The organism is Magnetospirillum sp. UT-4 (assembly GCF_902729435.1).
GTDB lineage: Bacteria > Pseudomonadota > Alphaproteobacteria > Rhodospirillales > Magnetospirillaceae > Magnetospirillum.
In genome coordinates, this window is record NZ_CACVCG010000040.1 from 46,564 (window position 1) to 71,550 (window position 24,987).

The following is a 24,987-nucleotide window of genomic DNA, read 5'->3' on the forward strand; positions in this document are numbered from 1 at the left end:
CGCCAAAGGGTTGTAAGGACGGCGCGGTCGGTGCGTACATCTGAATTACAGGTGGATCGGGATTGTCCTCCGGCACCATACTTTGGTATAAGTCCGGCCGGATGGGTTTTCTGGCCCGCCAGGGGTGGAAGGGGGGTTCATGCGGTGGATGGCTGGGCGGCTCGTCCTGCTGTTGGCGCTGGTGGTGCAGTGCTGGGGAACGGTCGCGGCGGCGGCGGAGCCGGCCTACCTGTTCGGCGTGGTGCCCCAGTTCGAGCGGCGCCAGTTGTTCGCGGTCTGGCAGCCGGTGCTGGACGAGGTGGCGAAGCGGGCCGGAATCGGCTTCGAGATGACCACCGCCCTGTCGGTGCGCGAGTTCGAGCAGGACCTGTCCAACGGCCGGTTCGATTTCGTCTTCACCAACCCCTTCCACATCCTGCAGGAACGTCGGCGCAGCGGCTACATTCCGCTGGTGCGCGGCGCGGCGCCGCTCAAGGGGGTGCTGGTGGTCCCCGCCGACAGCCCGGTTTCCTCGCCCCAGGAGCTCAAGGGCAAGGTCCTGGCGGTGCCCACCCCCAATGCGCTGGGCGCCAGCATCATGATGCAGGCTGATCTCGATCGCCTGTTCGGGGTGCGCGTCAAGCTGCGCGACGTCAACACCCATGCCTCGGTGTTCCTTCACGTCGCCAACCGGCTGGTCGATGCCGGCGGCAGCGTGCAGAAGGTGCTGGGCGAGCAGAAGCCGGAAATCCGCGACCGGGTGAGGGTGATCTACACCACCCGCGGCATGCCGTCGCACCCGGTGGCGGCGCATCCGCGGGTGCCGCAAGAGGTGCGGGAGCGGGTGCGGCGGGCCTTCCTCGACCTCGCCACCACGCCGGAGGGCGCGGCCATGCTCGACAAGCTGCCGATGAACCCGATCAGTGCCGCCGCCATGGCCGATTACGCCGTCATGGAGGAGTGGGGCCTGGACAAGTACTGGGACGTAGAGGGAAAGCTGAAATGAGTCTGCAGCGCCGGCTGCTGTTGCCGCTGGTGGCGGCATTTGTGGTCACCCTGGCCTATTTCTACGGTATCTGGCTGCCGGAACTGCAGACCCGCGAGATCGAGCGGCACCGCGACGAGGCGTCCCGCCATATCGACAGCGTCGCCGAGGGCCTGACGCCGCTGCTGATGAGCAGCCGGCTCGACGTCATCTACGAGAACCTGGACGCGCTGCGGGCCAAGAACGGCGACTGGATCGAGATCCGGCTGAACGGCGCCGACGGAACGCCGCTTTATCCGCTGGGCGGCGGCAGCGCCGCGTCCCGGCCGGAGCAAAGGTCGCTCGAGGTGGTCCGCCAGGTGGGCGGCGACGGGCGCGTCTACGGCACCCTGACGGTGGTGGTGGACCAGGAGCCCATGCTGGCCTACCAGCGCCGCCATTCGCTGTCCCTGGGCATCGTCTTCCTGGCCATGTCCGCCCTGCTGGTGGCGGTCACCGTGCTGGTGGTCCGCTCGGCGGTGCTGCGGCCGGTGCGCGACCTGGTCCGGGCCTCCGAGGCCCTGGCGCGGCGGGACTTCGACGTGCCGCTGCCGCCGGCCACCCGGGACGAGATCGGCGCGCTGGTGTCCGCCTTCGCCGCCATGCGCGAATCCCGCCGCATCGCCGAGGACAGCATGGCGCGCTCGAACCGCGAGCTGGAGCAGTTCGCCTATGCGGTGTCCCACGACCTGCGCCAGCCGCTGCGCATGGTCGCGTCCTACGTCTCCCTGCTCGAGCGCCGCTACAAGGGGGCGCTGGACGCCGAGGCCGACGAGTTCATCCACTACGCCATGGACGGCGCCCGCCGCATGGACCGGATGATCGTCGACCTGCTGGAGTATTCCCGCGTCGGACGCAAGGCCAGGGACCGCGACGAGGTCGTGGTGGCGGAGGTGGTGGACGAATCCCTGCGGATGCTGTCGCCGCGCATCGAGGACGTGGCGGCGGTGGTGGAGACCGGGGACGGGCTGCGGGGGCTGCCGCCGGTTCCGGCCTATCGCGACGAGCTGCTGCGGCTGTTCCTCAACGTCCTCGACAACGGGCTGAAATACGTTGCCCGGGGCGTCACGCCGAAGGTGGAAGTGGACGGGCGGCTCGACGGCGACGAGGTGGTGGTGACGGTGTCGGACAACGGCATCGGCATCGACCCGAAATTCTTCACCCGCATCTTCGAGGTGTTCCAGCGCCTGCACTCGCGGGAGGTCTACGACGGCTCGGGGGTCGGACTGGCCACCTGCAAGAAGATCGTCGACCACCATGGCGGCCGCATCTGGGTCGAGTCCGATGTCGATAGCGGCTCCACCTTCTTCATCGCACTGCCGCGCCGGCCTGCCTGAGGGAAGGGGCCTGAACGGCGGGGCGGCCGGGGTCCCCGCGCGGGCAGGGACCCCGGCCTGGGCCAGCACCCCTGTGGGGGGGGAGGGGGCGGAGCGCCGGCCGTTTCCATCGCGTTGGGTACACCCCCGCGGAGGGGCCTTTACGTAGCATGGCGGATGCATCGATGCAAATGCGATGCGCACACCGGTCGGGGCGCTCAAGCCTTTGTCATATAACCTTTTCCCAACCTTTGCCGGCGGACGCGCAAGAGGGTTGCGGAAGCCGCATGGCGCACAACGCCGGGTCAGTCCGCGTCCACCCGCTGCCCGCCGATCATCAGGTCGCCGCCTTCGGCCGAAACCGTGGCGGTCTGGCCGTCGCCGATGCGGCCCTCCAGGATCATGGTCGCCAGCGGGTTCTGCAGCCAGCGCTGGATCACCCGCTTCAGCGGCCGGGCGCCGTAGACCGGATCGTAGCCCTTGTCGGCCAGCCAGTCGCGGCCGGCCTGGTCGATGTCCAGGGCGATCTTGCGATCGGCCAGCAGCCGTCCCAGGCGGCCCAGCTGGATATCGACGATGCCGCCCATGTCGCGCCGGCCCAGCCGGTGGAACAGCAGGATCTCGTCCAGGCGGTTGAGGAATTCGGGGCGGAAGGCGGCCCGCACCACCTCCATCACCTCGGCCCGCACCTCGCCCGAATCGTGGCCCTCGCCCTGGGCCGCCAGGATGTCGGCGCCCAGGTTCGAGGTCAGCACGATCAGGGTGTTGCGGAAATCGACGGTGCGGCCCTGGCCGTCGGTCAGGCGGCCGTCGTCGAGCACCTGCAGCAGCACGTTGAAGACGTCCGGATGGGCCTTCTCGATCTCGTCGAACAGGATCACCTGATAAGGGCGCCGGCGGATCGCCTCGGTCAGCGCGCCGCCCTCCTCGTAGCCGACATAGCCGGGCGGGGCGCCGATCAGGCGGGCGACCGAGTGCTTCTCCATGTATTCCGACATGTCGATGCGGACCATGGCGGTCTCGTCGTCGAACAGGAACTCGGCCAGCGCCTTGGTCAGCTCGGTCTTGCCGACGCCGGTGGGGCCGAGGAACAGGAACGAGCCGATGGGCCGGTTGGGGTCCTGCAGGCCGGCGCGGGCGCGGCGGATGGCGCTGGACACCGCCACCAGCGCCTCGTCCTGGCCGACCACGCGGGTGCGCAGGCGGTTTTCCATGTCGAGCAGCTTGTCGCGCTCGCCGGCCAGCATCTTGTCGACCGGGATGCCGGTCCAGCGCGACACCACCCCGGCCACATGCTCCTCGGTCACCGCCTCCTGCAGCATGCGGTGGTCGGAGCCGTCGGCGGCGGCGAGGCGCCGCTCCAAATCGGGGACGAGGCCGTTCTGGATTTCCGAGGCCCGCGCCCAGTCGCCGGCGCGCATGGCCTTGTCCAGGTCGATGCGGGCCTGGTCCAGCTGCTCCTTGAGCTTGGTCGATGAGGCCAGCTGGTCCTTCTCGGCCCGCCATTCGGCGGTGACGCGGCCGCTTTCGGCCTCCAGCTCGGTCAGTTCGGCCTCCAGCCGGGCCAGCCGGTCGCGCGAGGCGGCGTCGCTTTCGCGCTTCAGCGCCTCGCGCTCGATCTTCAGCTGGACGATGCGGCGGTCCAGTTCGTCCAGCTCCTCGGGCTTGGAATCCACCTCCATGCGCAGGCGCGAGCCGGCCTCGTCCATCAGGTCGATGGCCTTGTCGGGCAGGAAGCGGTCGGTGATGTAGCGGTGCGACAGGGTCACCGCGGCGACCAGCGCCGAATCGGTGATGCGCACGCCGTGGTGCATCTCGTACTTTTCCTTGATGCCGCGCAGGATCGAGATGGAATCCTCGACCCCCGGCTCCTCGACGAAGACCGGCTGGAAGCGCCGGGCCAGGGCGGCGTCCTTCTCCACGTGCTTGCGGTATTCGTTCAGGGTGGTGGCGCCGACGCAGTGCAGCTCGCCGCGGGCCAGGGCCGGCTTCAGCAGGTTCGAGGCGTCCATGGCGCCCTCGGCGGCGCCGGCGCCGACCAGGGTGTGCATCTCGTCGATGAACAGGATGACTTCGCCGTTGGAACTGGTGATCTCGGTCAGCACCGCCTTCAGGCGTTCCTCGAACTCGCCCCGGAACTTGGCCCCGGCGATCAGGGCGCCCATGTCCAGGCTCATCAGCCGCTTCATCTTCAGGTTCTCGGGCACGTCGCCGTTGACGATGCGCAAGGCCAGCCCCTCGACGATGGCGGTCTTGCCGACGCCGGGCTCGCCGATCAGCACCGGGTTGTTCTTGGTGCGGCGGGACAGCACCTGGATGGTGCGCCGGATCTCCTCGTCGCGGCCGATGACCGGATCGAGCTTGCCCTCGCGCGCCGCGGCGGTGAGGTCGCGGGCGTATTTCTTCAGGGCGTCGTACTGGTCCTCGGCCGACGAGGAATTGGCCTTGCGGCCCTTGCGCACCTCCTCGATGGCGCGGTTGAGACCCTGGGGCGAAAGCCCGGCTTCGGACAGCACGCGGGCGGCGGCGGTGCCGGCGGCCATGGACAGCGCCAGCAGCATGCGCTCGGCGGTGACGTAGGAATCGCCGGCCTTCTCGGAGGCCTGCTCGGCCTGCTCGAACACCCGCGCCAGCTCGCTGGTGAGGTGGACGCCGCCGGCCCCCGGCCCCTCGACCTTGGGCAGCTTGTCCAGCTCGGCCTCGATTCCGGCCAGCGCCTTCTTGGGGTCGGCCCCGGCCGCCTTCATCAGGTTGGCGGCCAGCCCCTCCTTGTCGTCCAGCAGCACCTTGGCGAGGTGCTCAGGGGTCAGGCGCTGGTGGCCGCGCCTCAGCGCAAGGGTCTGCGCCGACTGGATGAACCCCTTCGACCGCTCGGTGTACTTCTCGAAATCCATGGGTGCCGTCCTTCGTGCGACAGGGCATCCGGACCCCGCCTGCGGCAGCCGGGACGCCCCTCGATTGGTGCGCCAACAATATGGGGCGCGGGGCCGGGGCCGCAACCAAGCTCCCTATTGCCGCCGACCGGCCGCCTTCCAATATGAGAATGCGTATCACCCGAATGAGGATGACAAGCCATGACCTTCGACGTCCTGATCCGCCACAGCGATCCCGTCGCCACCGGCGAGGGGATGCGGCACAGCTTCGAATACCGCCATGTGGATGCTTCCAGCGAGGAGGACGCGTTCCGGCGTACCCGGCAGTCGCTCAACGATCACATCGCCTGCATCGATTCCTGGCACCACCACGGCGTGACGCCGTTCTCGGTGGAGATCAGGGACCCCGACTTCTTCAGCGACGTCCATTGCCCCGAGCACGCGGCCGATGAGGACGGCGAGCGGCGGGCGGGGTAGCGTTTGCCTTTCATCGTCAAGGCCCTGTGTGCGACGAGACGCGAATTCGTGCCCCCTCACTCGTCATCGCCGGGCTTGACCCACTTCTGTCCGGTTTAATTTTCGGATTGCCTTCCGGAGCCCTTGGTGACGGCTGCGTCCAGGGTGACGCTGGCCGAAGTAGACAGGATTACCCTCGCCCGCTTGCGGGAGAGGGAGGGGCCCGTCGCGACAGCGACGGGAGGGAGAGGGTGCGCGCCGCGAGGTGCGCTTGGCGACAGCGAAAGCGCTGGTTTCTCCAGGTCTTGGGCGCGCCGACGCGCGCCGCCCTCACCCCGGCTCGCTGGCGCTCGCCCCCCTCTCCCGCAAGCGGGCGAGGGGGGCAATTGCCAGCCGAAATTTAAACCGGACAGCCGTGGGTCAAGCCCGGGCGTGACGAATGGCGAAAGTTCGGCTCGCAGGCCCCCTACAGCACCACCCCGTGGTCGAGGGCGAAGCATTTCAGCTTGTTCCGCAGGGACCGGTCGGGGCCGTGCAGTAGGCCGTCCAGGTAGGCGCGCACCGGCGCCACCTCGAGGGAGCGGATCATGGTCTTGACCGGCCCCATGGCCGGCGAGGCCAGGGACAGGGTGCGCACGCCGCAGGCGATCAGGGCCATGGCCTCGAGCGGGCGGCCGGCCATCTCGCCGCACACCGACAGCGGCACGCCGGCGGCGTCGCACTTGGCCGCCACGCCGCACAGGAACGTCAGCATGGCCGGCGCCAGCGGGTCGTAGCGTTCGGAAATGCGCGGGTTGCCGCGATCGACGGCGAACAGGAACTGCGCCATGTCGTTGGACCCGATCGACNCAGCCGTGGGTCAAGCCCGGGCGTGACGAATGGCGAAAGTTCGGCTCGCAGGCCCCCTACAGCACCACCCCGTGGTCGAGGGCGAAGCATTTCAGCTTGTTCCGCAGGGACCGGTCGGGGCCGTGCAGTAGGCCGTCCAGGTAGGCGCGCACCGGCGCCACCTCGAGGGAGCGGATCATGGTCTTGACCGGCCCCATGGCCGGCGAGGCCAGGGACAGGGTGCGCACGCCGCAGGCGATCAGGGCCATGGCCTCGAGCGGGCGGCCGGCCATCTCGCCGCACACCGACAGCGGCACGCCGGCGGCGTCGCACTTGGCCGCCACGCCGCACAGGAACGTCAGCATGGCCGGCGCCAGCGGGTCGTAGCGTTCGGAAATGCGCGGGTTGCCGCGATCGACGGCGAACAGGAACTGCGCCATGTCGTTGGACCCGATCGACACGAAATCGACCCGGGGCAGCAGCGCGTCGAGTTGGAAGGCCAGCGCCGGGACCTCCAGCATGGTGCCGACCTTGATGGCCGTCGGCTGCGGGTGGTCGCGGTCGCGCTCGTGCTCGATCTCGAGGTCGAGGATGCGCCGCGCCTCGACCAGTTCGGCGACCTCGGCGATCATCGGGAACATCACCCGCAGCTCGCGCCCGGCGGCGGCACGCAGCAGGGCGCGCAACTGGTGGCGCATCACCGCCGGCCGGTCCAGGGTGATACGGATGGACCGCCAGCCCAGGGCCGGGTTGTCCTCCTCGTAGGGATTCCAGTAGGGCAGCACCTTGTCGCCGCCCACGTCGAGGGTGCGGAACACCACCGGCTTGCCCGCCGCCTGATCCATGATCTTGCGGTAGAGCACGGTCTGGGCGGTGACGTCGGGCAGGCTGGAGCGGGCCATGAACGGCAGTTCGGTGCGATAGAGGCCGATGCCGTCGGCGCCCGATTCGTCCAGGTGCTGGAGATCCAGCAGCAGGCCGGCGTTCATCATCAGGCTGACCGAGACGCCGTCGCGGGTGACCGCCGGCAGGTCCTTCAGCTTGGCGTAGCCGGCGACGCGCAGCTCGCGCCGGCTCAGCGCCTCGGCGAAGATGTCGCGGATGTCCTCGCTGGGGCGCAGGAAGACCTGGGCGTTGTCGCCGTCGACGATCACCGGGTCGAGGGCCTCGACCTTGTCCAGCACCTCCTTGCACCGCCCCACCACCGGGATGTCCAGGGCGCGGGCGACGATGGCCACGTGCATGGTGGGCGAGCCCTCTTCCAGCACCAGGCCGCGCAGCCGCTTGGGGTCGTAGTCGAACAGGTCCATGGGACCCATGGTGCGGGCGACCAGGATGGCATCGGCCGGCAGTTCGCCGCGCGGGCTGGCATCGCCGCCCGACAGGCGCTGCAGCAGGCGGTTGGCCAGGTCCTCGAAATCGTGCATCCGCTCGCGCAGATAGGGATCGGAGATCTGGCTCATGCGCGCCCGCATGTCCTCGTGCACCTTCTGCACCGCCGCCTCGGCGGTCAGGCCGGTGCGGATGGCCTCGCCGATGCGGCCCAGCCAGCCCTTGTCCTCGGTGAACATGCGGTAGGTCTCGAGCACGTCGCGGTGCTCGCCGTCGCGCATCTCGGGTCGCGAGAACAGCTCGTCGAGGGCGTCGCGGATGCCGGCCAGCGCCGATTTCAGGCGCTCCATCTCGGTATCGGGGTCCTCGGCCACCAGGCGGCGGATGGCGACGCGGGGCTGGTGCAGCACGGCGACGCCGATGCCGACGCCGGCATTGAGGCGGATGCCTTCGAGGCGCAGCGGCAGCAGGGCGTTGCCGTCCACCGGCACCAGTTCGTCGCGGTTGACCAGCTCGCCCGAGGCGACCAGCTCGGCCAGCACCATGGCCACCGTCTCGAGGGTTTCGATCTCCTCGTCGGTGTAGTGGCGCATGGAGCGGTTCTGCACCACCAGCACGCCGATGACGCGGCCGCCGCGGATGATCGGCACGCCCATCAGCGAGTGGAAGATCTCCTCGCCGGTCTCGGGGCGGTAGGCGAAGTTGGGATGGCTCTGGGCGTCGGCCAGGGCCAGCGGCCTGGCATGGGCGGCGACGTCGCCGACCAGGCCCTCGCCGACCCGCAGGCGGGTGTTGTGCACGGCCTGCTTCTTCAGGCCTTCGGTGGCGAACAGCTCGAGCACCTCGCCGGCGCGCATGACGTAGCACGAGCACACCTCGGCGACCATGTCGGCGGCGATCAGCATCACCACCTTGCCCAGGCGTTCCTCGGCGGTGCCGCCGCCGGCCATGACGTCGCGCAGCCGCGCCAGCAGCCGGCGCGAAACCGAGGGCATCGCCGCCGACATCAGGCCTCCAGCGGGGCGGGAGTGGCGCGGGCGGCCAGCGCGGCCTCGGCCTGCAACACCAGTTCGGCGATGATCTCGGCGCAGGGCTGCTCGCGGGTGACCATGCCGACACTCTGGCCGGCCATCACCGAACCGGTCTCGACGTCGCCGTCGATGACCGCGCGGCGCAGGGCGCCGGCCCAGTAATGCTCGATCTCCAACTGCGCCGCCTTCATTTCCAGCTCGCCGGCGCGGTAGCGGGCGATCACCTCGTGCTGGAAGCGGACGAAGCGGCGCGAGCCCTCGTTGGCCAGGGCGCGCACCGGGATCACCGGGAAGGCGGGGTCCACCTGCACCGTCGGCACCGCGTCGCGGGCGGCGGCGCGGATGAAGGCCTGCTTGAAATTGGGGTGGGCGACGCATTCGGTGGCGCAGACGAAGCGGGTGCCCAGCTGCACGCCGACGGCGCCCATTTCCAGGTACGACACGATGGCCTCGCCGCGGCCGATGCCGCCGGCGACGAAGACCGGCACCTGCGCCGCCATCTCGGGCAGGATCTCCTGGGCCAGCACGCCGGTGGCCACCGGACCGATATGGCCGCCGGCCTCGGTGCCCTCGATGACCAGGGCGTCGGCGCCGGACCGGATCAGCTTCTTGGCCGCCACCAAGGCGGGGGCGAAGCACATCACCCGGGCGCCGGTATCCTTGGCCCGCTTGATGGCGGCCGAGCCGGGCAGGCCGCCGGCCAGCACCACGTGGCCGACCCCCATCTGGCCGCAGACGTCGATCAGGCGGTCGAGTTCGGGATGCATGGTGATCAGGTTGACGCCGAACGGGCGCGCCGTCAGATCCTGGGTGGCGGCGATTTCCTCGGCCAGGCGGTCGGGCGGCATGGAGCCGCAGGCGATGACGCCGAAGCCGCCGGCATTGGACAGGGCGGCAACCAGGCTGCGCTCGGATATCCACGACATGGCGCCACCCAGGATGGCGACCTCGCAGCCGAGGAACTCAGTCCCCCGGCGCCATAAATGCCCCAGGCGTTGGCGCGCATCGACCATGCGGCATTACTCGCCCGGCGGCCTAGGCTGCGTCAAGTCCGTAAGCGGTGTGCAGCGCGCGAAGGGCCAGCTCGGTGTACTTTTCTTCGATCAGCACGCTGATCTTGATTTCCGAGGTCGAGATCACCTGGATGTTGATGCCCTCGCCGGCCAGGGTGTGGAACATCTTCTGGGCGATGCCAGCGTGGCTGCGCATGCCGACGCCGATCACCGAGACCTTGACCACGTTGGCGTCGGCGACCAGGCCCTCGAAGCCCAGCTGGCCCTTGTTGTCCTCGATCACCTTCTTGGCGCGGTCGAGGTCGGCCTTGCCGACGGTGAAGGTCAGGTCGGTGGACTTGCCGTCCTCGGACACGTTCTGGACGATCATGTCGACGTTGATGGCGGCCTCGGCCAGCGGGCCGAAGATGGCGGCGGCCACGCCCGGCCGGTCGGCCACGCGGATCAGGGTGATCTTCGCTTCGTCGCGGCTGTAGGCGATGCCGCTCACCAGTTCCTTTTCCACGATCTCATCCTCATCGCAAACGAGAGTACCGGGCTTGTCCTCGAAACTCGACAGCACCTGAACGCGTACGCGGTGCTTCATGGCCATCTCGACCGAGCGGGTCTGCAGCACCTTGGCGCCGACGCTGGCCAGCTCGAGCATCTCCTCGTAGGTGATCTTGTCGAGCTTCCGGGCCTGGGTGACGATGCGCGGGTCGGTGGTGTAGACCCCGTCCACGTCGGTGTAGATGTCGCAGCGATCGGCCTTCAGCGCCGCCGCCAGCGCCACCGCCGAGGTGTCGGAGCCGCCGCGGCCCAGGGTGGCGATGCGGTTGCCCGGCGCCACGCCCTGGAAGCCGGCCACCACCGCCACCTCGCCGGCTTCCATGCCGGCCAGCATCTCGGTGGTGTCGATGGCATCGATGCGGGCCTTGCCATGCACGGCATCGGTGCGCACCGGCACCTGCCAGCCGCACCACGACCGCGCCTTCAGGCCCAGATCCTGCAGGCCGATGGCCAGCAGGCCGATGGTCACCTGCTCGCCGGTGGCGACCACGGTGTCGTATTCGCGCTGGTCATGCAGCGGCGCCATCTGCTTGCACCAGTCGACCAACTGGTTGGTCGCGCCCGACATGGCCGAAACCACCACCGCCACCTGGTTGCCGGCTTCGACCTCGCGCTTGACACGCCTGGCCACATTCTTGATCCGGTCGATGTCGCCGACGGAGGTGCCGCCGAATTTCATCACGATGCGCGCCATCAGGAATTCCCCTTGAACCGCGCGCGTTTCCTAGGCAAACGCGCATCGGGTCGGTCGGTAAAATCTTTCGAGTGCCCGGTTGCCGCCGCAAGGGCGCCTCTTCATACTCTGTCGCCAACGCGGAAGCAAGCGCGGGTGCCCAGAGGTTGCGGAGCCCGCCGTCAGGAGTATGTAATGGCCAATTCCAGCCTGCCCAAGCGCGTGCCTCCGGCCCGCATCCGGGAACGCGAGGGAACCGCCTCCAGCGAGGAGGTGGCCCGCTTCACCGCCATGGCCGAAGCGTGGTGGGACCCCTGGGGCAAGTTCAAGCCGCTGCACAAGTTCAATCCGGTGCGGCTGGCCTTCATGCGCCGCAAGCTGGCGGCTCATTTCGGCCGCGACGAGGCGGCGGCGCGGCCGTTCGAGGGGTTGACCCTGCTCGACGTCGGCTGCGGCGGCGGCCTGCTGTCCGAGCCGCTGGCCCGCATGGGCTTCACCGTCACCGGGGTGGACGCCGGCGACAAGAACATCGGCGTCGCCCGCATCCATGCGGCCCAGTCCGACCTCGCCATCGACTACCGCATCGGCGGCCCCGAGGACATGGACTCGGCGGCCTTCGACGTGGTCATCGCCATGGAGGTGATCGAGCACGTCCCCGATCCGGCGGTGTTCCTCGGCCATGCCGCCCGCACGCTGAAGCCCGGCGGCGCCTTCATGGGCGCCACCCTGAACCGCACCACCAAGTCCTACGCCCTGGCGGTGATGGGGGCGGAATACATCCTGCGCTGGCTGCCGGCCGGCACCCACGACTGGCGCAAATTCGTCAAGCCCAGCGAATTCGCCGCCTTCCTGCGCGCCGAGGGGATCGAGATATCCGAGATGAAGGGCATGGAATACGTGCCGTTCAAGGACGAGTGGCACGAGACCCGCGACCTCGACGTCAACTACATGCTGTTCGGGACGAAGGGTTAGGGCTTCGGCAGGCCCTCGGCCCATGCGGTGAATTCGGCCAGGGACAGCACCCGCAGCTCCTTGTCGGCGGGCATGCCGTAGCGGCGCTCGGCCGCCGCCGTCCTCAGCCACTCCACCGAGCCCGGGCGCCAGCCCGGGCCGTCGATGATGACGAAGACGGTGCGCTCGCGCGCGGCCTCGACGGCGCTGAGATAGACGTAGGGCAGCTTTTCATCGACCGACCCGGTTGCCGCCATGTACTTGGCCTCGATGCGGATCTCCAGGCCGAGGCGATCCGACAGCACCAGGAACTCGGTGCGGCCGGGGCCGCCGTAGAGGGTGGTGAAGGGGGCGTTGGCGAGGATCCAGTCGCCCCCGGGTTCGCCCCGGCTCCGCCACTCGGCGAAGGTGAGGGCGGCGAAGCCCCGGTCGATCAGAACGCGGCGGATGCGGCGTTCGAAATCCTGGCCGCTCCAATTGGCTTCCTGGCCTTGGGAATCGGCCTCGCCCTGCCACGCCCAGGCCGCCGGCGCGGCCCACAGGCAGGCGGAAACCGCGACGGCGCAGGCAAGGCGGGCCAGGAACGGGCGCATGCCGTGACGCTAGCATATCCCGGTTGCGCGCTCCAACGGGTTGCGCTATAATGAACATATCATGAACATGCCCATCGCGCCGATCATCAAATGGGTGGGGGGGAAGCGTGCGCTGCTGCCCCATCTGCTGCCGCGGGTGCCCCCTGGCTTCCGCACCTATCACGAGCCGTTCCTCGGCGGCGGCGCCCTGTTTTGCGCGCTGCGGCCGCGCTTCGCCTATCTCGCCGACGCCAATCCCGAGCTGGTCGCCCTTTACCGCGCGGTGAAGGCGCGGCCGCAGGCGCTGATGCGGCGGATGGCGGAGTTCGCCTGCGACAAGGCCGAGTATTACCGGGTCCGCGACCTCGACCGCGACCCCGCCTTCGCCACCCTGCCGGAACTGGAGCGCGCCGCCCGCTTCCTCTATATCAACAAGACCTGCTTCAACGGCCTGTGGCGGGTCAACCGCCAGGGGCGCGCCAACAACGCCTGGGGCAAGCGGGTCAATCCGACCTTCTACGACGCAGACAACCTGCTGGCCCTGCATGAGGCGCTGCGCACCGCCCGGCTGGCGCGGGCTCCCTTCACCGACGTGCTGAGCCTCGCCCGGCCCGGCGACTTCGTCTATTTCGACCCGCCCTACGATTCCGAGGGGCGCGGAGCCGTCCGCTACACCTGGGACGGCTTCGGCCGCGACGACCAGCGCCGGCTGTGGGAGGTCTGCGTCAAGCTGCACCGCATGGGCGTGCGCTGGATGCTGTCCAACGCCGATACCGGCTTCATCCGCCGCCTGTTCCGCCAGTTCCGCATCGAGGGGCTGGCCGCGCCCCGCCGCCTCAGCGGCGATCCCGCCGCCCGCCGGGACGCGGCCGAAGTGGTGGTGCGCAATTACTGACGCGGGTCCGATTGGACGGGCGCCCGGCAACGGCATATGATCCCCCGAACAGACCCTGCGGGGAGGGAAGGGATGGTGGTTCGGCGTTTCGCAGCTTTGCTTTCGCTTGTAGCCGCCCTGGCGGCCACGACGGCCCGCGCCGACACCATCTCCTTGCGCGCCGATGAATGGTGCCCGTTCAACTGCGCCGGCACCCCCGCCGGCTACGGCGTCGACGTCATGGTGGAAATCTTCGCCAAGGCCGGCCACCGGGTGGATTACGCCCTGGCCCCCTGGGGCCGCGCCCAGGCGGATTGCTCGACCGGCAGGATCGCCGCGGTGATCGGCGCCGACCCCAAGGAGAACCCCGATCTGGTGTTCCCGCAGGAACCGATCGGCCGCTGGGACACCACCTTCGTGGTCAGGAAGGGCAATGCGTGGCGCTATGACGGCCCCGGCTCGCTGCCCAATGTCCGGCTGAGCGGGGTGATCGGCTACGCCTACATGGACCCGGTCGGCGCCTATGTCGAGGCCAACAAGGGCGACCGCTCGCGGGTCGATCTGATCGGGTCGCGCCATCCGCTGGAGCAGAACCTGAAGAAGCTTCTCGCCGGCCGGATCGACGCCACCATGGACAGCCGGACGGTGCTCGATTTCAAGCTCGGCCAGATGGGTCTGGCGGATCAGGTCGAATTCGCCGGTTCCACCCGCTCGGACGTGGTCTACATCGCCTTCTCGCCCCGCCATCCCAAGGCCCGCGACTACGCCCGCCTGCTCGACGACGGCATCCGCGAGATGCGCGCCTCGGGCCGGCTGCGGCAGATCCTGGCCGGCTACGGGGTCCAGGACTGGAAGTAGGCGGGGTCGCTCGTCGCCGTCCCAGGGGCGGGGTGACATCCCCGGCGGAAATGCGCTATATCAACCGCCTTTCATCCGTTGCCGGGCCGCGCCACCCATGTCCGTCCGCCCCTATCGCCACATCGCCCGCCGGAAGACCCGCCTGATCCATGTCGGCGCGGTGCCGGTGGGCGGCGACGCCCCGATCACCGTGCAGACCATGACCAACACCCTGACTTCGGACGTCGCTGCCACGGTGGCGCAGATCCGGCGGGCCGAGGCGGCGGGGGTGGACATCGTGCGGGTGTCGTGCCCCGACGAGGAGTCGACCCGGGCGCTGCGGGACATCGTGTCCCAGGTGGCGGTGCCGGTGGTGGCCGACATCCATTTCCACTACAAGCGCGCCATCGAGGCGGCCGAGGCGGGGGCGGCCTGCCTGCGCATCAACCCGGGCAACATCGGCTCGGCGGAGCGGGTGCGCGAGGTGGTCAAGGCGGCCCGGGATCACGGCTGCTCCATGCGCATCGGCGTCAATGCCGGCTCGCTGGAGAAGCACCTGCTGGAGAAGTACGGCGAGCCCTGCCCCGAGGCCATGGTGGAAAGCGCCATGGAGCATGCCCGCATGCTCGAGGACAACGACTTCTTCGAATTCAAGATCAGCGTCAAGGCGTCCGACGTGTTCCTGGCGGTGGCCGCCTATCGCGGCCTGGCCGAGGCCTGCGACTACCCCCTGCATCTGGGCATCACCGAGGCCGGCGGCCTGATCGGCGGCACGGTGAAGTCGAGCCTGGGCATCGGCGCCCTGCTGTGGGCCGGCATCGGCGACACCATCCGGGTGTCGCTGTCGGCCCCCCCCGAGGACGAGGTCAAGGTCGGCTACGAGATCCTGAAGACCCTGGGCATCCGCGCCCGCGGCGTCCGCGTGGTGTCGTGCCCGTCCTGCGCGCGGCAGGGCTTCGACGTGGTTTCGACGGTGGAGACGCTGGAGAAGCGCCTGGCCCACATCACCGCGCCGGTGACGCTGTCCATCATCGGCTGCGTCGTCAACGGCCCCGGCGAGGCGCGCGAGACCATGGTCGGCCTGACCGGCGGCGGCGGTGATTCCCACATGGTCTATGTGGCCGGCACCCCCGACCACAAGATCGACGGCGCGGCGATGATCGACCACATCGTCGATCTGGTGGAGGCCAAGGCCGCCGAGCTGGACGCGGCCAAGCGAAAGGACTAACGACGTGTCGACCCTGCTGCAACCCGTTCGCGGCACCCACGACCTGCTGCCCGAGGACACCCGGCGTCACCGCCATGTGGAGGACACCGCCTTCGCGGTGGCCCGGCGCTACGGCTACGGCGAGGTGGTGACTCCCATCTTCGAGTTCACCGAGGTGTTCGCCCGCACCCTGGGCGAGACCTCGGACGTGGTGACCAAGGAGATGTACACCTTCACCATGGGCGAGGACTCGCTCACGCTGCGGCCCGAGGGCACCGCCGGGGTGGCGCGCGCCTTCATCTCGAACGGGCTGTCGCAGTCGCTGCCGCTGAAACTGTTCTACCGCGGCCCCATGTTCCGCCACGAACGGCCGCAAAAGGGCCGCCAGCGCCAGTTCCACCAGGTCGGCATCGAGTTCCTGGGCGTCGAGTCGCCGCTGGCCGATGTGGAGGTGGTGTCCATGGGCTGGCGCATGCTCGAGGCGCTGGGGCTGAAGGGCAAGATCCAGCTCGAGATCAACACCCTGGGCGACCTGGACAGCCGCACCGCCTACCGCAATGCCCTGGTCGCCTATCTCGAGCCGATGCGCCTTACGCTGTCCGAGGAAAGCCGGGCGCGCCTCGACAAGAACCCGCTGCGTATCCTCGATTCCAAGGACGAGGAGGACCGCCGCATCGTCGCTCAGGCGCCGGTGATGACCGATTGCCTGACCCCGGCGGCCAGGGAGTTCTTCGACCAGGTGACCGCCGGCCTGACGGCGCTGGGCATTCCCTTCACCGTCAACCCCAAGCTGGTGCGCGGGCTGGACTATTACTGCCACACCGCCTTCGAGTTCACCACCGACGCCCTCGGCGCCCAGGGCACGGTGCTGGCCGGCGGCCGCTACGACGGCCTGATCGGCCAGATGGGCGGCCCGGCCACCCCCGGCATCGGCTGGGCGGCGGGGGTCGAGCGGCTGTCCATGCTGCTGGGCGAGGCGCCTCCCCCTGAGCGCCCGGTGGCGCTGGTGCCCATGGGCGATGCCATGGCGGCGCTGGCCCTGGCCGACCGCTTGCGCGCCGCCGGCATCAGTGTGGACATGGGCTTCTCGGGCAACATGAAGAAGCGCATGGCCCGCGCCGCCAAGGCGGGCGCCCGCTTCGCAATCATCCTGGGCGAGGACGAGGCGGCGCGCGGCGCCGTGACCCTGCGCGACCTCGATAGCGGCGAGCAGGCCGAGGTGGCGGAGGAGCGGCTACTGGGCCTCCTCACCGCTCAGAAGTCGGAGTAGCCTCATCCTGAGGAACCCCGAAGGGGTGTCTCGAAGGATGGGGCGGGCCCGGTTTGGTGCCGCGAGCCACGCCCTTCGAGACGGCCCTGGCGGGCCTCCTCAGGACGAGGCTCGAACCTAAGAATGCTCGGTTTCTACGGTCGGAAAGGTTTGCGTTGAACTCCCCCTCCCCACGCCTGGCCGTCATCGGCGCCAACCACCGGTCGGCGTCGCTGTCCCTGCGCGACCAGCTGTTCGTGGACGATGCCTCGGTGCCGGTGTTCCTGGCCGAGCTGAAGCGGCAAGGTGTCGGCGAGGCCATGGTGCTGTCCACCTGCGACCGTGTCGAGGTGTGGTCGTCGGACCCCGATGCCGGGCACGTCGCCGCCGCGGTCGAGCACTGCTTCGCCGCCCGCACCGGCCTGCCGGCGGCGGCCCTGGCCAGCCAGTTCTACACCCTGACCGGACCCGAGGCGGTGCGCCACGGCTTCGCCGTCGCCGCCGCGCTGGATTCCCTGGTCATCGGCGAGCCCCACGTGGCCGGCCAGGTCAAGACCGCCCACCGCCTGGCCCGCGATTGCGGCACCTGCGGCAACGAGCTGGAGGCGCTGCTGCAGGCCGCCTTCGCCGCCGCCAAGCGGGTGCGCAGCGAGACCCGCATCGGCGAGGGGCCGGTCTCCATCGCGGCGGCCGCGGTGCAGATGGCCCGCGACATCCACGGCGACCTGTCGGCCTGCCGCGGCCTGGTGGTGGGGGCCGGCGACATGGGCGAACTGGTGGCCGAAAGCCTGCTCGCCGCCGGCCTGTCCTGGCTGGCGGTGACGGCGCCGCGCCAGACCCGGGCCGAGGCCCTGGCCCAGACCCTGGACGCCCATGTGCTGCCCTTCGAGGATTTGCGCGACTCGCTGCCCGGTATCGACGTGGTGGTCGCGGCGGTGGGCGGACGCAACCTGGCGGTGACCGCCGAGATGGTCACCGCGGCGCTGAAGAAGCGGCGGCGCAAGCCCATATTCCTGATCGACGCCGCCATTCCCGGCGACGTCGAGCCGGCGGTGAACCGCCTTGACGGCGCCTTCCTCTACGACCTGTCGGATTTGGAGCGGGTGGCGCTGGAGGGCCGTGCCGGGCGCGAGCAGGCCGCCCGCGCCGCCTGGGCCATCGTCGAGGACGAGGTCGCCCAGTTCCTGAAGGGCCGTGCCGCCCGCGCGGCGGTACCGGCCGTGGTCGCCTTGCGCGCCCGCTTCGACGAGACCCGCGAGGCGGTGCTGAAGGAAGCCGGCGGCGACGCGGCCGAGGCGACCCGCCTGCTGGTCAACCGCCTGCTGCACGCCCCCACCGAGGCGATGAAGGACGTCGCCGCCGAGGGGGCGGAATGGCAGGCCATGGAACGGACGCTGAAGAAGCTGTTCCGGCTGGAATGAGGTCTTCTCTCTCCCCCCTTGCGGGGGAGGGACGGGGAGGGGGGCTGGACGCCCCCGTACCCCCCACCCCAGCCCTCCCCCGCAAGGGGGGAGGGAGCATTGATGGATCGTACCGATGAATCTTGAAACCCAACTGGACAAGGTCCTTTACCGCTACGACGAGCTGCGCGAGCTGCTGGCCACCGGCGACGGGTCGTCGTTCGCCCGATTGTCCAAGGAGTTCTCGGACATCGAGCCGGTGGCGGCGGCGGTGCAGGCGCTGCGCAAGGCGCGCGCCGACATGGCGGAGGCCGAGGCCATGTTGGCCGATCCCGACATGAAGGACCTGGCCGAAGAGGAGTTCTACCGCCTCAAGGAGACGCTGCCCGGCCTCGAGCGCGAGGTCCAGCTGATGCTGCTGCCCAAGGACGAGGCCGACGAGAAGAACGCCATCCTGGAGGTGCGCGCCGGCACCGGCGGCGAGGAGGCGGCGCTGTTCGCCGCCGAGCTGTTCCGCATGTACGAGCGCTATGCCGGGCTCAAGGGCTGGCGCTTCGAGGTGATGGACGTCAACGACACCGGCATCGGCGGCGTCAAGGAGGCCTCGGCCACCATCACCGGGCGCAACGTCTTCGCCCGTCTCAAGTTCGAGTCCGGCGTCCACCGGGTCCAGCGCGTCCCGGTGACCGAGGCCGGCGGGCGCATCCACACCTCGGCCGCCACCGTGGCCATCATGCCCGAGGCCGAGGAGGTGGACATCCAGCTCGAGGACAAGGACCTGCGCTTCGACGTCTACCGCTCCCAGGGGTCGGGCGGCCAGTCGGTCAACACCACCGATTCGGCGGTGCGCGTCACCCACATCCCCACCGGCCTGGCGGTGGCCTGCCAGCAGGAGAAGAGCCAGCACAAGAACAAGGCCACCGCCATGAAGCTGCTGCGCGCCCGCCTGTACGAGATGCAGCGCGCAGCCAAGGACGCCGAGCGCGCCGCCAACCGCAAGAGCCAGGTCGGCTCGGGCGACCGCTCGGAGCGCATCCGCACCTACAACTTCCCGCAGGGGCGGGTCACCGACCACCGCATCAACCTCACCCTCTACAAGATCGACGATGTGATGAACGGCACCGCCCTCGACGAGGTGGTCGAGGCCCTGGTCGCCGCCGACCAGGCCGAGCGCATGGCGGAGATGGGCGAGGCGTGACCGCCGGGGACGCCGCCCGCCGGCTGGCCGAACGCTTCGCCGCCGCCGGCATCGGATCGGCCCGCCTCGATGCCCGCCTGCTGGTGGCCGAGGTGCTGGGCATCGAGGCCGGGCGCATCCTCACCCACCCCGAGACGCCGCTGGACGAGGGGCAGCAGGCGCGGCTGGAGGCGATGGCGGCGCGGCGGGTGGCGCGCCAGCCCATGAGCCACATCCTCGGGCGGCGCGGCTTCTGGACTCTGACCCTGGCGGTCACCGCCGACACCCTCGATCCCCGCCCCGACACCGAGACTCTGGTGGAAGCGGTGCTGGCCCGTCTGCCCGACCGCAGCGCGCCGCTGTCGCTGCTCGATTTCGGCACCGGCAGCGGCTGCATCCTGCTGGCCCTGCTGGCCGAACTGCCCAACGCCCGCGGGCTGGGCGTCGATGCCAGCGCGCCGGCGCTGGAGGTCGCCATCGCCAACGCCGCCGCCAACGGTCTGGCGGAGCGCGCCGAATTCCGCCTTGGCGATTGGGGTAGCGGCTTGGACGGAAGGTTCGATGCAATCGTCTCCAACCCGCCCTATATCCCGACCCAGGACATCGACGGGCTGGCGCCGGAAGTGGCCCGGTTCGAGCCGCGCCGGGCGCTCGACGGCGGCGCGGACGGCCTGGACTGCTACCGCGCGCTGGCGCCGCAGGTGGCCCGCCTGCTGGCCCCCGGCGGCATCTGCGGGCTGGAGGTGGGGCAGGGCCAGGACCACGACGTGACGGCGCTGTTCGCCGCCGCCGGCCTGGTGCCGGCGGGAGTGGGGCACGACCTCGCCGGCATCGCGCGCTGCGTGCTGTTTGGCGCCGCCGCCGGGGCGGAATCGACTCGATGACGGCGACTTGAAAAAAGGTGTTGGAATGCGGCGGCTTCCCGGCTAGGTTGGCCCCCGTCGAGCGCCCCCGGATCACAGGCCGGCGTCGAGCCGAGATGGCTCCGCCCGCTCACCCGGACGCCTAGCGATCCCTCCATCGCCGCATCCCCCCTGGGGGTCATGGCCGGGCCAGTCCCGCCGGGCGGATCGTCAGAACAAGACCATCGACGGTGACTCTTAGAAGGTAGGACCCGTGAATCCCAAGCAACGCACCCGCGGCCGCGGCAACAACGGCGGCAATCCCAATCGTGGCCCTCATCTCGGCGGTGGTGGCGGCGGCGGCCATGCCAAGCACATCAACGTGCGCGGCCAAGTGTTCGATTCCAACGGCCCCGAGGGCCGCATCCGTGGCAATGCCCACCAGGTGATGGAGAAGTACCTGGCGCTGGCCCGCGACGCCTCGTCCCAGGGCGACCGGGTGGCGGCGGAGAACTTCTACCAGCACGCCGAGCACTATTTCCGGCTCATCAACGCCTACAACCAGAACAACGGCCAGCGCCGGCCGCAGAACCTGCCGACCCCGGCCGAGGACCAGGCCGAGGTGACCGGCGACGACGAAGACGACGACCAGGGCGACGACAACGAGTCGTCCGAGGGCGACGACGGCCCCGCCGAGGCGGTCAACGCCTGACCCGAAGAAGCCGCCGGTCACCCCGGCGGCTTTTTTGTTGGTCATGGCGGATGGGGTGAATCCGCGCCCTCGGTCGTTCCCGCGCAGGCGGGAACCCAGGAGTCGCGGAGAGGGTGTCGGTGCACCCCCCTGGGTCCCCTCCCTCGCGGGGAAGCCGGTCGTTGCCCGCGACGGGCCGTCACACCCCAGAACCCGCCGGGGGATTAACCACAGAGACACAGAGGAGTCACAGAGAAGGATATTTTTTCTCTGTGCCCTCTTCGTGCCCTTGGTGTCTTCGTGGTGAACCCATCTCCGCCCGCGCGGGACCGATCACCGGCCGTGACCTTGATCACCCCGCCGCCTGACGCGCCGGCTCCCGCCTGACCAGCGTCACCTCGCGGCCGTCCACCCGGATGCGGCCCTCGCCGCCCAGCTTGCGCAGCAGCCGGCTCACCACTTCAGGGCTGCTGCCGATCAACGCCGCCACCTCGCGCCACGACACCGGCATCCGCACCCGCCGGCCGCCATCGGGAAGCGCGGTGCCCTCTTCGGCGGCCAATTCCTCGATCAGGGCCAGCAGGCGCTCGCCCATGTCCATGGCGCGCAGGCGGAAGGCCATGTCCTCGTAGGTCCGGCCTTCGCCGCACAGGGTGGTCAACACGGCGTCACCGACCGCCGCATGGGTGCGCATGGCCGCCTTCAGGGCGTCGGCCGGCAGCAGGCAGGCGGCGACGTCGGTCAGCGCCCGCGCCGTGTTGCCGTGGCTGCCGTCGCCGACCAGGTCGGCGCAGGGGAACAGCGCCCCCGGCCGCAGCAGCCGCAACGCGGTCAGGGTGCCGGCGCCGTCCACCCGCTCGAGGATCACCAAGCCGCCGCGCAGGGAATACAGGTACTTGCGATCATCGCCCTGGTGGTAGAGCGCCTCGCCCTTGCGCCAGGCCCGCTCCGCCACCCCGTGCGGCATGGGGCAGCCGGCCGGACCGGCGCGGGCGATGCGCGGATGATGGCCCTCGCCACCCGTTCGGGCGGCAGACGCACAACAGTCCGGATTGAGGGGGCAGCCGGCCCGTTCATGAGGCATGCTTGATTCTTGAAGGCCATTACATTGGTTTCAACCCTATATATGTTGCGGTATATTAATCACTGCGCTATCCGACCTTGGATATTGTTGGCTACCCGAACGGTTGGGGGAAAAATACTTTAGCGTCGTCTTATGTTACTGCCGCGCGAGCGCCATCGGGGATTAATGTCTCGGGATCGGACGGCGAGCCGTCCCAACAAAGGTCCAGGAGGCAAGCGTGCAGGGATTCCGAGTCATCATCGCGGCCGCGGCGTTGGTCGCCGCATTCATCGGCCAGGCCTCGGCGGCCGAGACCTTCAAGCCGTTCGTGCTGGGCTCCAAGGGGGCCGGCACCGTCGCCGCCAAGGCCGAGGAGGTGAAGGCCAAGCTGGCGGCGGCCGGCTTCCAGACGGTCGGCGTCTACTCGCCCTATCCCACCGCGACGGTGATGGCGGTCACCAACGACGCCCTCAAGGCCGCCGCCGCCAAGAGCAAGTTCGGCGGCTACGGCGCCGTGCACCGGGTCGCCGTCACCGATGTGGGCGGCGAGATCCAGGTCGCCTATTCCAACCCGGTCTATTGGGGCCATGCCTTCCGCATGGCCGAGGACCTCAAGGGCGAGGCCGCCAAGCTGGCCGGCGCGCTGGGTAACCAGGGCGAGTTCGGGCCGAAGGACGGCATGGATGCGGAAGACGTGCGCAGCTACCGCTACATGTTCGGCATGGAGCGCTTCTCCGACCCCGTCGAACTGGCCAGCCATCCCGATTTCGCCACCGCCACGGCGGCGGTGGAGAAGGGGCTGGCCGCCGGCACCAGGCAGGTCACCAAGGTCTACCGCGTCGATATTCCGGGCAAGGAGGAGGCGGTCTTCGGCGTCGCCATGAACGGAACCGCCGGCGAGGGCGACACCCGCAACGACGCCTTCATCATGAAGGAGGTGGATTTCAAGCCGCTGCGCTCGACCCCGCATTTGCCCTACGAGATGCTGGTCGCGGGCGGCAAGGTCTATGCCCTGTCGGCCCGCTTCCGCATCGCCGCCAGCTTCCCCGATCTGTCCATGATGGGCTCCAACAGCTTCATGAACATCATGTCGGCCCCCGACAACATCTCCGGCGCCCTGTCGGCGGCGGCGGGGGGCAACTGGAAGCCGGCCAACTGACGATGACCCCCTCCTCCCCCTCGTGGGGAGGGCTGGGGTGGGGGGCTGGCGCCGCCGGTCTCAGGGGCTGGCAACCCTACCCCCGGCCCCTCCCCATGGAAGGGGAGGGGGGAGCTCAGGCGCTGCACCCTAATTGGTCAGCGCGCCGGGCTTGAGCGGGCCGTTGAGGGCCAGGCGGCCGGCCGGCGGGATCTTGGCCAGCAGGGTCTCGGTCTCGCGTTTGGCCAGCTTGAAGCGGTCCATCTCGCGCCCGGCCAGCTTGGTGCTGGTGGGCATCTTCACCGAGAGCGGGTTGAGCTGGGCGGTGCCCTTCAGGATCTCGTAATGCAGGTGGGGGCCGGTGGAGCGGCCGGTGGAGCCGACGAAGCCGATGATCTGGCCCTGCGCCACCCGGCGGCCGCGCTGGATGCCCTGGCCGATGCGGCTCATGTGGGCGTAGGCGGTGCCGAAGCCGTTGCCGTGGCGGATGCGCACGTAATTGCCGTAGGCGCCGTTGAAGCCGGCCATCTCGATGACGCCGTCGCCGGCGGCCTGGATCGGGGTGCCGGCGGGCACGCCGAAATCGATGCCCTTGTGCATGCGGGTGAAGCCCAGGATCGGGTGGTTGCGCATGCCGAAGCCCGAGGTGATGCGGGCGCCGTCGACCGGGGTCTTCAGCAGCGCCTTCTTGATGCTTTCACCCTTCTCGTTGAAGTACTCGACGGTGCCGCCGTCGGTCTCGAACCGGTACATGGCGATGGGGGTGCCCGACAGGGTGATGGCGGCGAACAGCATCTCGCCGCTGCGCGCCAGCTTGCCCTTGGTGTCGTAATAGCCCTCGAACATCACCTCGAAGCCGTCGCCGCTCTGGATGTCGCGCTGGAAGTCGACGTCGTAGGACAGCGCCTTGATCATGGACAGGATGACCGGGGCGGGAACGCCGGCGGCCTGCGCGCTCTCGAACAGGCTCGAGCGGATCTGGCCGGTGTAATGGGCAAGATGGCGGCTGACCTGGCGCTGGGTCTCGACGCCGTCGAAGCCGCCGTCGCCGCCGCGCCGGGCCCCCACCTGGCGGATCGGGTCGGCGGCCAGCGACACCTGCTGGAAATCGCCCTGGCCGAAACCGTGCGGCGAGCGGTCGAAGGTGACGGTCACCCGCTGGCCGGCCTTCAGCGACCGCGGATTGAAGACCGCGCGCATGGCCTCGATGGCCTGGGTGGCGTCGGCGGCATCGACGCCGGAGCGGACCAGAACGTCCACCAGCGTGTCGCCCGACGCGACGCGGACCTGACGTTCGACCGGGCGGCGGGCCCGGTCCTCCAACTCGCTGTCCGACAGCGCCGCCGTCATCGGCGGCGGTCGTCCGGACTCGTAGTCGGCATAAGCGGGGGGATTGGGGTCCAGCGGCAGGTCGCCGTCGCCGAAATCGACGAAGGGACGCGCGGCGAAGGTTGCGGCAATGCCGACGAGGCCGACAACGGTCGCCGCTTTCACGCTTCGCTTTATCCTGGCCGATACGCAGCAGCCCAAGGTCCGGTTCCGGCAATGATGTTGGTATGGGTCTTATGGCAGCGCCAGGCCCGCAAGGCAAGGAATAATCTGGGAAATTGGCTTTGACTGTGGCTGTTGACCGTGGACCCGGAATCGACTGGAGCGCCACTTCCGGAGTGGCGCCGGGGTGCCGACAGCGGCGCGGATTACCTGGACCATTTCTATCCGGGGGTAAAAAGCCCCGAAATTCCAATGGTTTTCCGCCATGCGCGCGGGCGCACGGGGGAATATTCGCGGCCGGGTTCAGGATGGCTTTGATTGTGACGGCATCGTGAAAATTAGACGTTGACGGGGAGTCCGGGCCGGCGTACAACGCGGCCTCCCTGACGGCGGGCTTGGTTCGGCGGCGGGGTTGGAAAAA

The 24,987-nt window shown here is 69.5% G+C and carries 21 protein-coding genes; 13 read left to right on the forward strand and 8 right to left on the reverse strand.

Going from position 1 to position 24,987, the window contains the following annotated elements; all coding sequences use genetic code 11:
- Positions 1 to 148 precede the first annotated feature (148 nt).
- Positions 149 to 985 (forward strand): phosphate/phosphite/phosphonate ABC transporter substrate-binding protein, encoded by an 837-nt coding sequence (locus MTBUT4_RS04835; protein ID WP_217424111.1) that lies wholly within the window; start codon positions 149 to 151, stop codon positions 983 to 985.
- Positions 982 to 2,340: an ATP-binding protein gene (locus MTBUT4_RS04840; RefSeq protein WP_173978532.1), complete on the forward strand. Its 1,359-nt coding sequence runs from the start codon at positions 982 to 984 to the stop codon at positions 2,338 to 2,340. Before MTBUT4_RS04835 ends, MTBUT4_RS04840 begins: the two co-directional genes overlap by 4 nt.
- 284 nt (positions 2,341 to 2,624) lie before the next feature.
- Here the strand turns inward: MTBUT4_RS04840 and clpB are convergent, their stop codons facing one another.
- Positions 2,625 to 5,213, reverse strand: a complete 2,589-nt coding sequence (gene clpB / locus MTBUT4_RS04845) for an ATP-dependent chaperone ClpB (protein ID WP_173978533.1) — start codon at positions 5,211 to 5,213, stop codon at positions 2,625 to 2,627.
- A gap of 180 nt (positions 5,214 to 5,393) precedes the next feature.
- Between clpB and MTBUT4_RS04850 the strand changes: the two genes are divergently transcribed.
- Positions 5,394 to 5,669 (forward strand): hypothetical protein, encoded by a 276-nt coding sequence (locus tag MTBUT4_RS04850; protein ID WP_173978534.1) that lies wholly within the window; start codon positions 5,394 to 5,396, stop codon positions 5,667 to 5,669.
- A 445-nt stretch (positions 5,670 to 6,114) separates the two neighbouring features.
- On the opposite strand, the gene MTBUT4_RS04855 is transcribed toward MTBUT4_RS04850, so the two are convergent.
- From MTBUT4_RS04855 to MTBUT4_RS04870, 4 genes are all read right to left on the reverse strand, one after another.
- The gene (locus MTBUT4_RS04855; protein WP_371737560.1) at positions 6,115 to 6,492 is read right to left on the reverse strand and encodes a putative PEP-binding protein; all 378 of its coding nucleotides are present in this window, start codon (positions 6,490 to 6,492) and stop codon (positions 6,115 to 6,117) included.
- A 61-nt stretch (positions 6,493 to 6,553) separates the two neighbouring features.
- Entirely contained in the window at positions 6,554 to 8,815 is a 2,262-nt protein-coding gene (ptsP, locus tag MTBUT4_RS04860; RefSeq protein ID WP_173978536.1) for a phosphoenolpyruvate--protein phosphotransferase, read from the reverse strand.
- Positions 8,815 to 9,852, reverse strand: coding sequence for a nitronate monooxygenase family protein (locus MTBUT4_RS04865; RefSeq protein ID WP_173978537.1), 1,038 nt, complete (start codon positions 9,850 to 9,852; stop codon positions 8,815 to 8,817). Before MTBUT4_RS04865 ends, ptsP begins: the two co-directional genes overlap by 1 nt.
- 22 nt (positions 9,853 to 9,874) lie before the next feature.
- Entirely contained in the window at positions 9,875 to 11,095 is a 1,221-nt protein-coding gene (locus tag MTBUT4_RS04870) for an aspartate kinase (RefSeq protein ID WP_173978538.1), read from the reverse strand.
- Positions 11,096 to 11,269: 174 nt separating this feature from the next.
- On the opposite strand from MTBUT4_RS04870, the gene ubiG reads away from it, so the two are divergent.
- Positions 11,270 to 12,046 carry a bifunctional 2-polyprenyl-6-hydroxyphenol methylase/3-demethylubiquinol 3-O-methyltransferase UbiG gene (ubiG, locus tag MTBUT4_RS04875; protein ID WP_173978539.1) on the forward strand — a complete coding sequence of 259 codons (777 nt, stop codon included), beginning with the start codon at positions 11,270 to 11,272 and terminating at the stop codon, positions 12,044 to 12,046.
- Here the strand turns inward: ubiG and MTBUT4_RS04880 are convergent.
- Positions 12,043 to 12,618: a PD-(D/E)XK nuclease superfamily protein gene (locus tag MTBUT4_RS04880; RefSeq protein ID WP_173978540.1), complete on the reverse strand. Its 576-nt coding sequence runs from the start codon at positions 12,616 to 12,618 to the stop codon at positions 12,043 to 12,045. The two genes, ubiG and MTBUT4_RS04880, sit on opposite strands and share 4 nt — an antisense overlap.
- Before the next feature lie 61 nt (positions 12,619 to 12,679).
- Between MTBUT4_RS04880 and MTBUT4_RS04885 the strand changes: the two genes are divergently transcribed.
- The 8 genes from MTBUT4_RS04885 to MTBUT4_RS04920 all read left to right on the forward strand — a co-directional run bounded on the left by MTBUT4_RS04885 (position 12,680) and on the right by MTBUT4_RS04920 (position 20,895).
- Positions 12,680 to 13,492: a Dam family site-specific DNA-(adenine-N6)-methyltransferase gene (locus tag MTBUT4_RS04885; RefSeq protein WP_173978541.1), complete on the forward strand. Its 813-nt coding sequence runs from the start codon at positions 12,680 to 12,682 to the stop codon at positions 13,490 to 13,492.
- Between the two features lie 72 nt (positions 13,493 to 13,564).
- On the forward strand, positions 13,565 to 14,329 hold the full coding sequence (locus MTBUT4_RS04890; RefSeq protein ID WP_173978542.1) for an ABC transporter substrate-binding protein: 765 nt from the start codon (positions 13,565 to 13,567) through the stop codon (positions 14,327 to 14,329).
- 97 nt (positions 14,330 to 14,426) lie between these two features.
- Positions 14,427 to 15,536, forward strand: coding sequence for a flavodoxin-dependent (E)-4-hydroxy-3-methylbut-2-enyl-diphosphate synthase (ispG, locus tag MTBUT4_RS04895; RefSeq protein WP_173978543.1), 1,110 nt, complete (start codon positions 14,427 to 14,429; stop codon positions 15,534 to 15,536).
- 4 nt (positions 15,537 to 15,540) lie between these two features.
- Positions 15,541 to 16,785, forward strand: a complete 1,245-nt coding sequence (hisS, locus tag MTBUT4_RS04900; protein WP_173978544.1) for a histidine--tRNA ligase — start codon at positions 15,541 to 15,543, stop codon at positions 16,783 to 16,785.
- Between the two features lie 155 nt (positions 16,786 to 16,940).
- Positions 16,941 to 18,185 carry a glutamyl-tRNA reductase gene (gene hemA / locus MTBUT4_RS04905; protein WP_173978545.1) on the forward strand — a complete coding sequence of 415 codons (1,245 nt, stop codon included), beginning with the start codon at positions 16,941 to 16,943 and terminating at the stop codon, positions 18,183 to 18,185.
- A gap of 115 nt (positions 18,186 to 18,300) precedes the next feature.
- Complete coding sequence (gene prfA, locus MTBUT4_RS04910; RefSeq protein ID WP_173978546.1) at positions 18,301 to 19,362, forward strand: peptide chain release factor 1; 1,062 nt, start codon at positions 18,301 to 18,303, stop codon at positions 19,360 to 19,362.
- Positions 19,359 to 20,225: a peptide chain release factor N(5)-glutamine methyltransferase gene (gene prmC / locus MTBUT4_RS04915; protein WP_173978547.1), complete on the forward strand. Its 867-nt coding sequence runs from the start codon at positions 19,359 to 19,361 to the stop codon at positions 20,223 to 20,225. Before prfA ends, prmC begins: the two co-directional genes overlap by 4 nt.
- Before the next feature lie 232 nt (positions 20,226 to 20,457).
- The gene (locus MTBUT4_RS04920; protein ID WP_173978548.1) at positions 20,458 to 20,895 is read left to right on the forward strand and encodes a DUF4167 domain-containing protein; all 438 of its coding nucleotides are present in this window, start codon (positions 20,458 to 20,460) and stop codon (positions 20,893 to 20,895) included.
- Positions 20,896 to 21,226: 331 nt separating this feature from the next.
- On the opposite strand, the gene MTBUT4_RS04925 is transcribed toward MTBUT4_RS04920, so the two are convergent.
- Positions 21,227 to 21,841 (reverse strand): Crp/Fnr family transcriptional regulator, encoded by a 615-nt coding sequence (locus tag MTBUT4_RS04925; protein WP_173978549.1) that lies wholly within the window; start codon positions 21,839 to 21,841, stop codon positions 21,227 to 21,229.
- Positions 21,842 to 22,175: 334 nt separating this feature from the next.
- Here MTBUT4_RS04925 and MTBUT4_RS04930 point away from each other — a divergent pair, with 334 nt between their 5' ends.
- Positions 22,176 to 23,096 (forward strand): hypothetical protein, encoded by a 921-nt coding sequence (locus MTBUT4_RS04930; RefSeq protein ID WP_173978550.1) that lies wholly within the window; start codon positions 22,176 to 22,178, stop codon positions 23,094 to 23,096.
- 129 nt (positions 23,097 to 23,225) lie between these two features.
- Here MTBUT4_RS04930 and MTBUT4_RS04935 read toward each other — a convergent pair whose 3' ends face one another.
- Positions 23,226 to 24,569 (reverse strand): peptidoglycan DD-metalloendopeptidase family protein, encoded by a 1,344-nt coding sequence (locus tag MTBUT4_RS04935; protein WP_254434742.1) that lies wholly within the window; start codon positions 24,567 to 24,569, stop codon positions 23,226 to 23,228.
- Positions 24,570 to 24,987 lie beyond the last annotated feature (418 nt).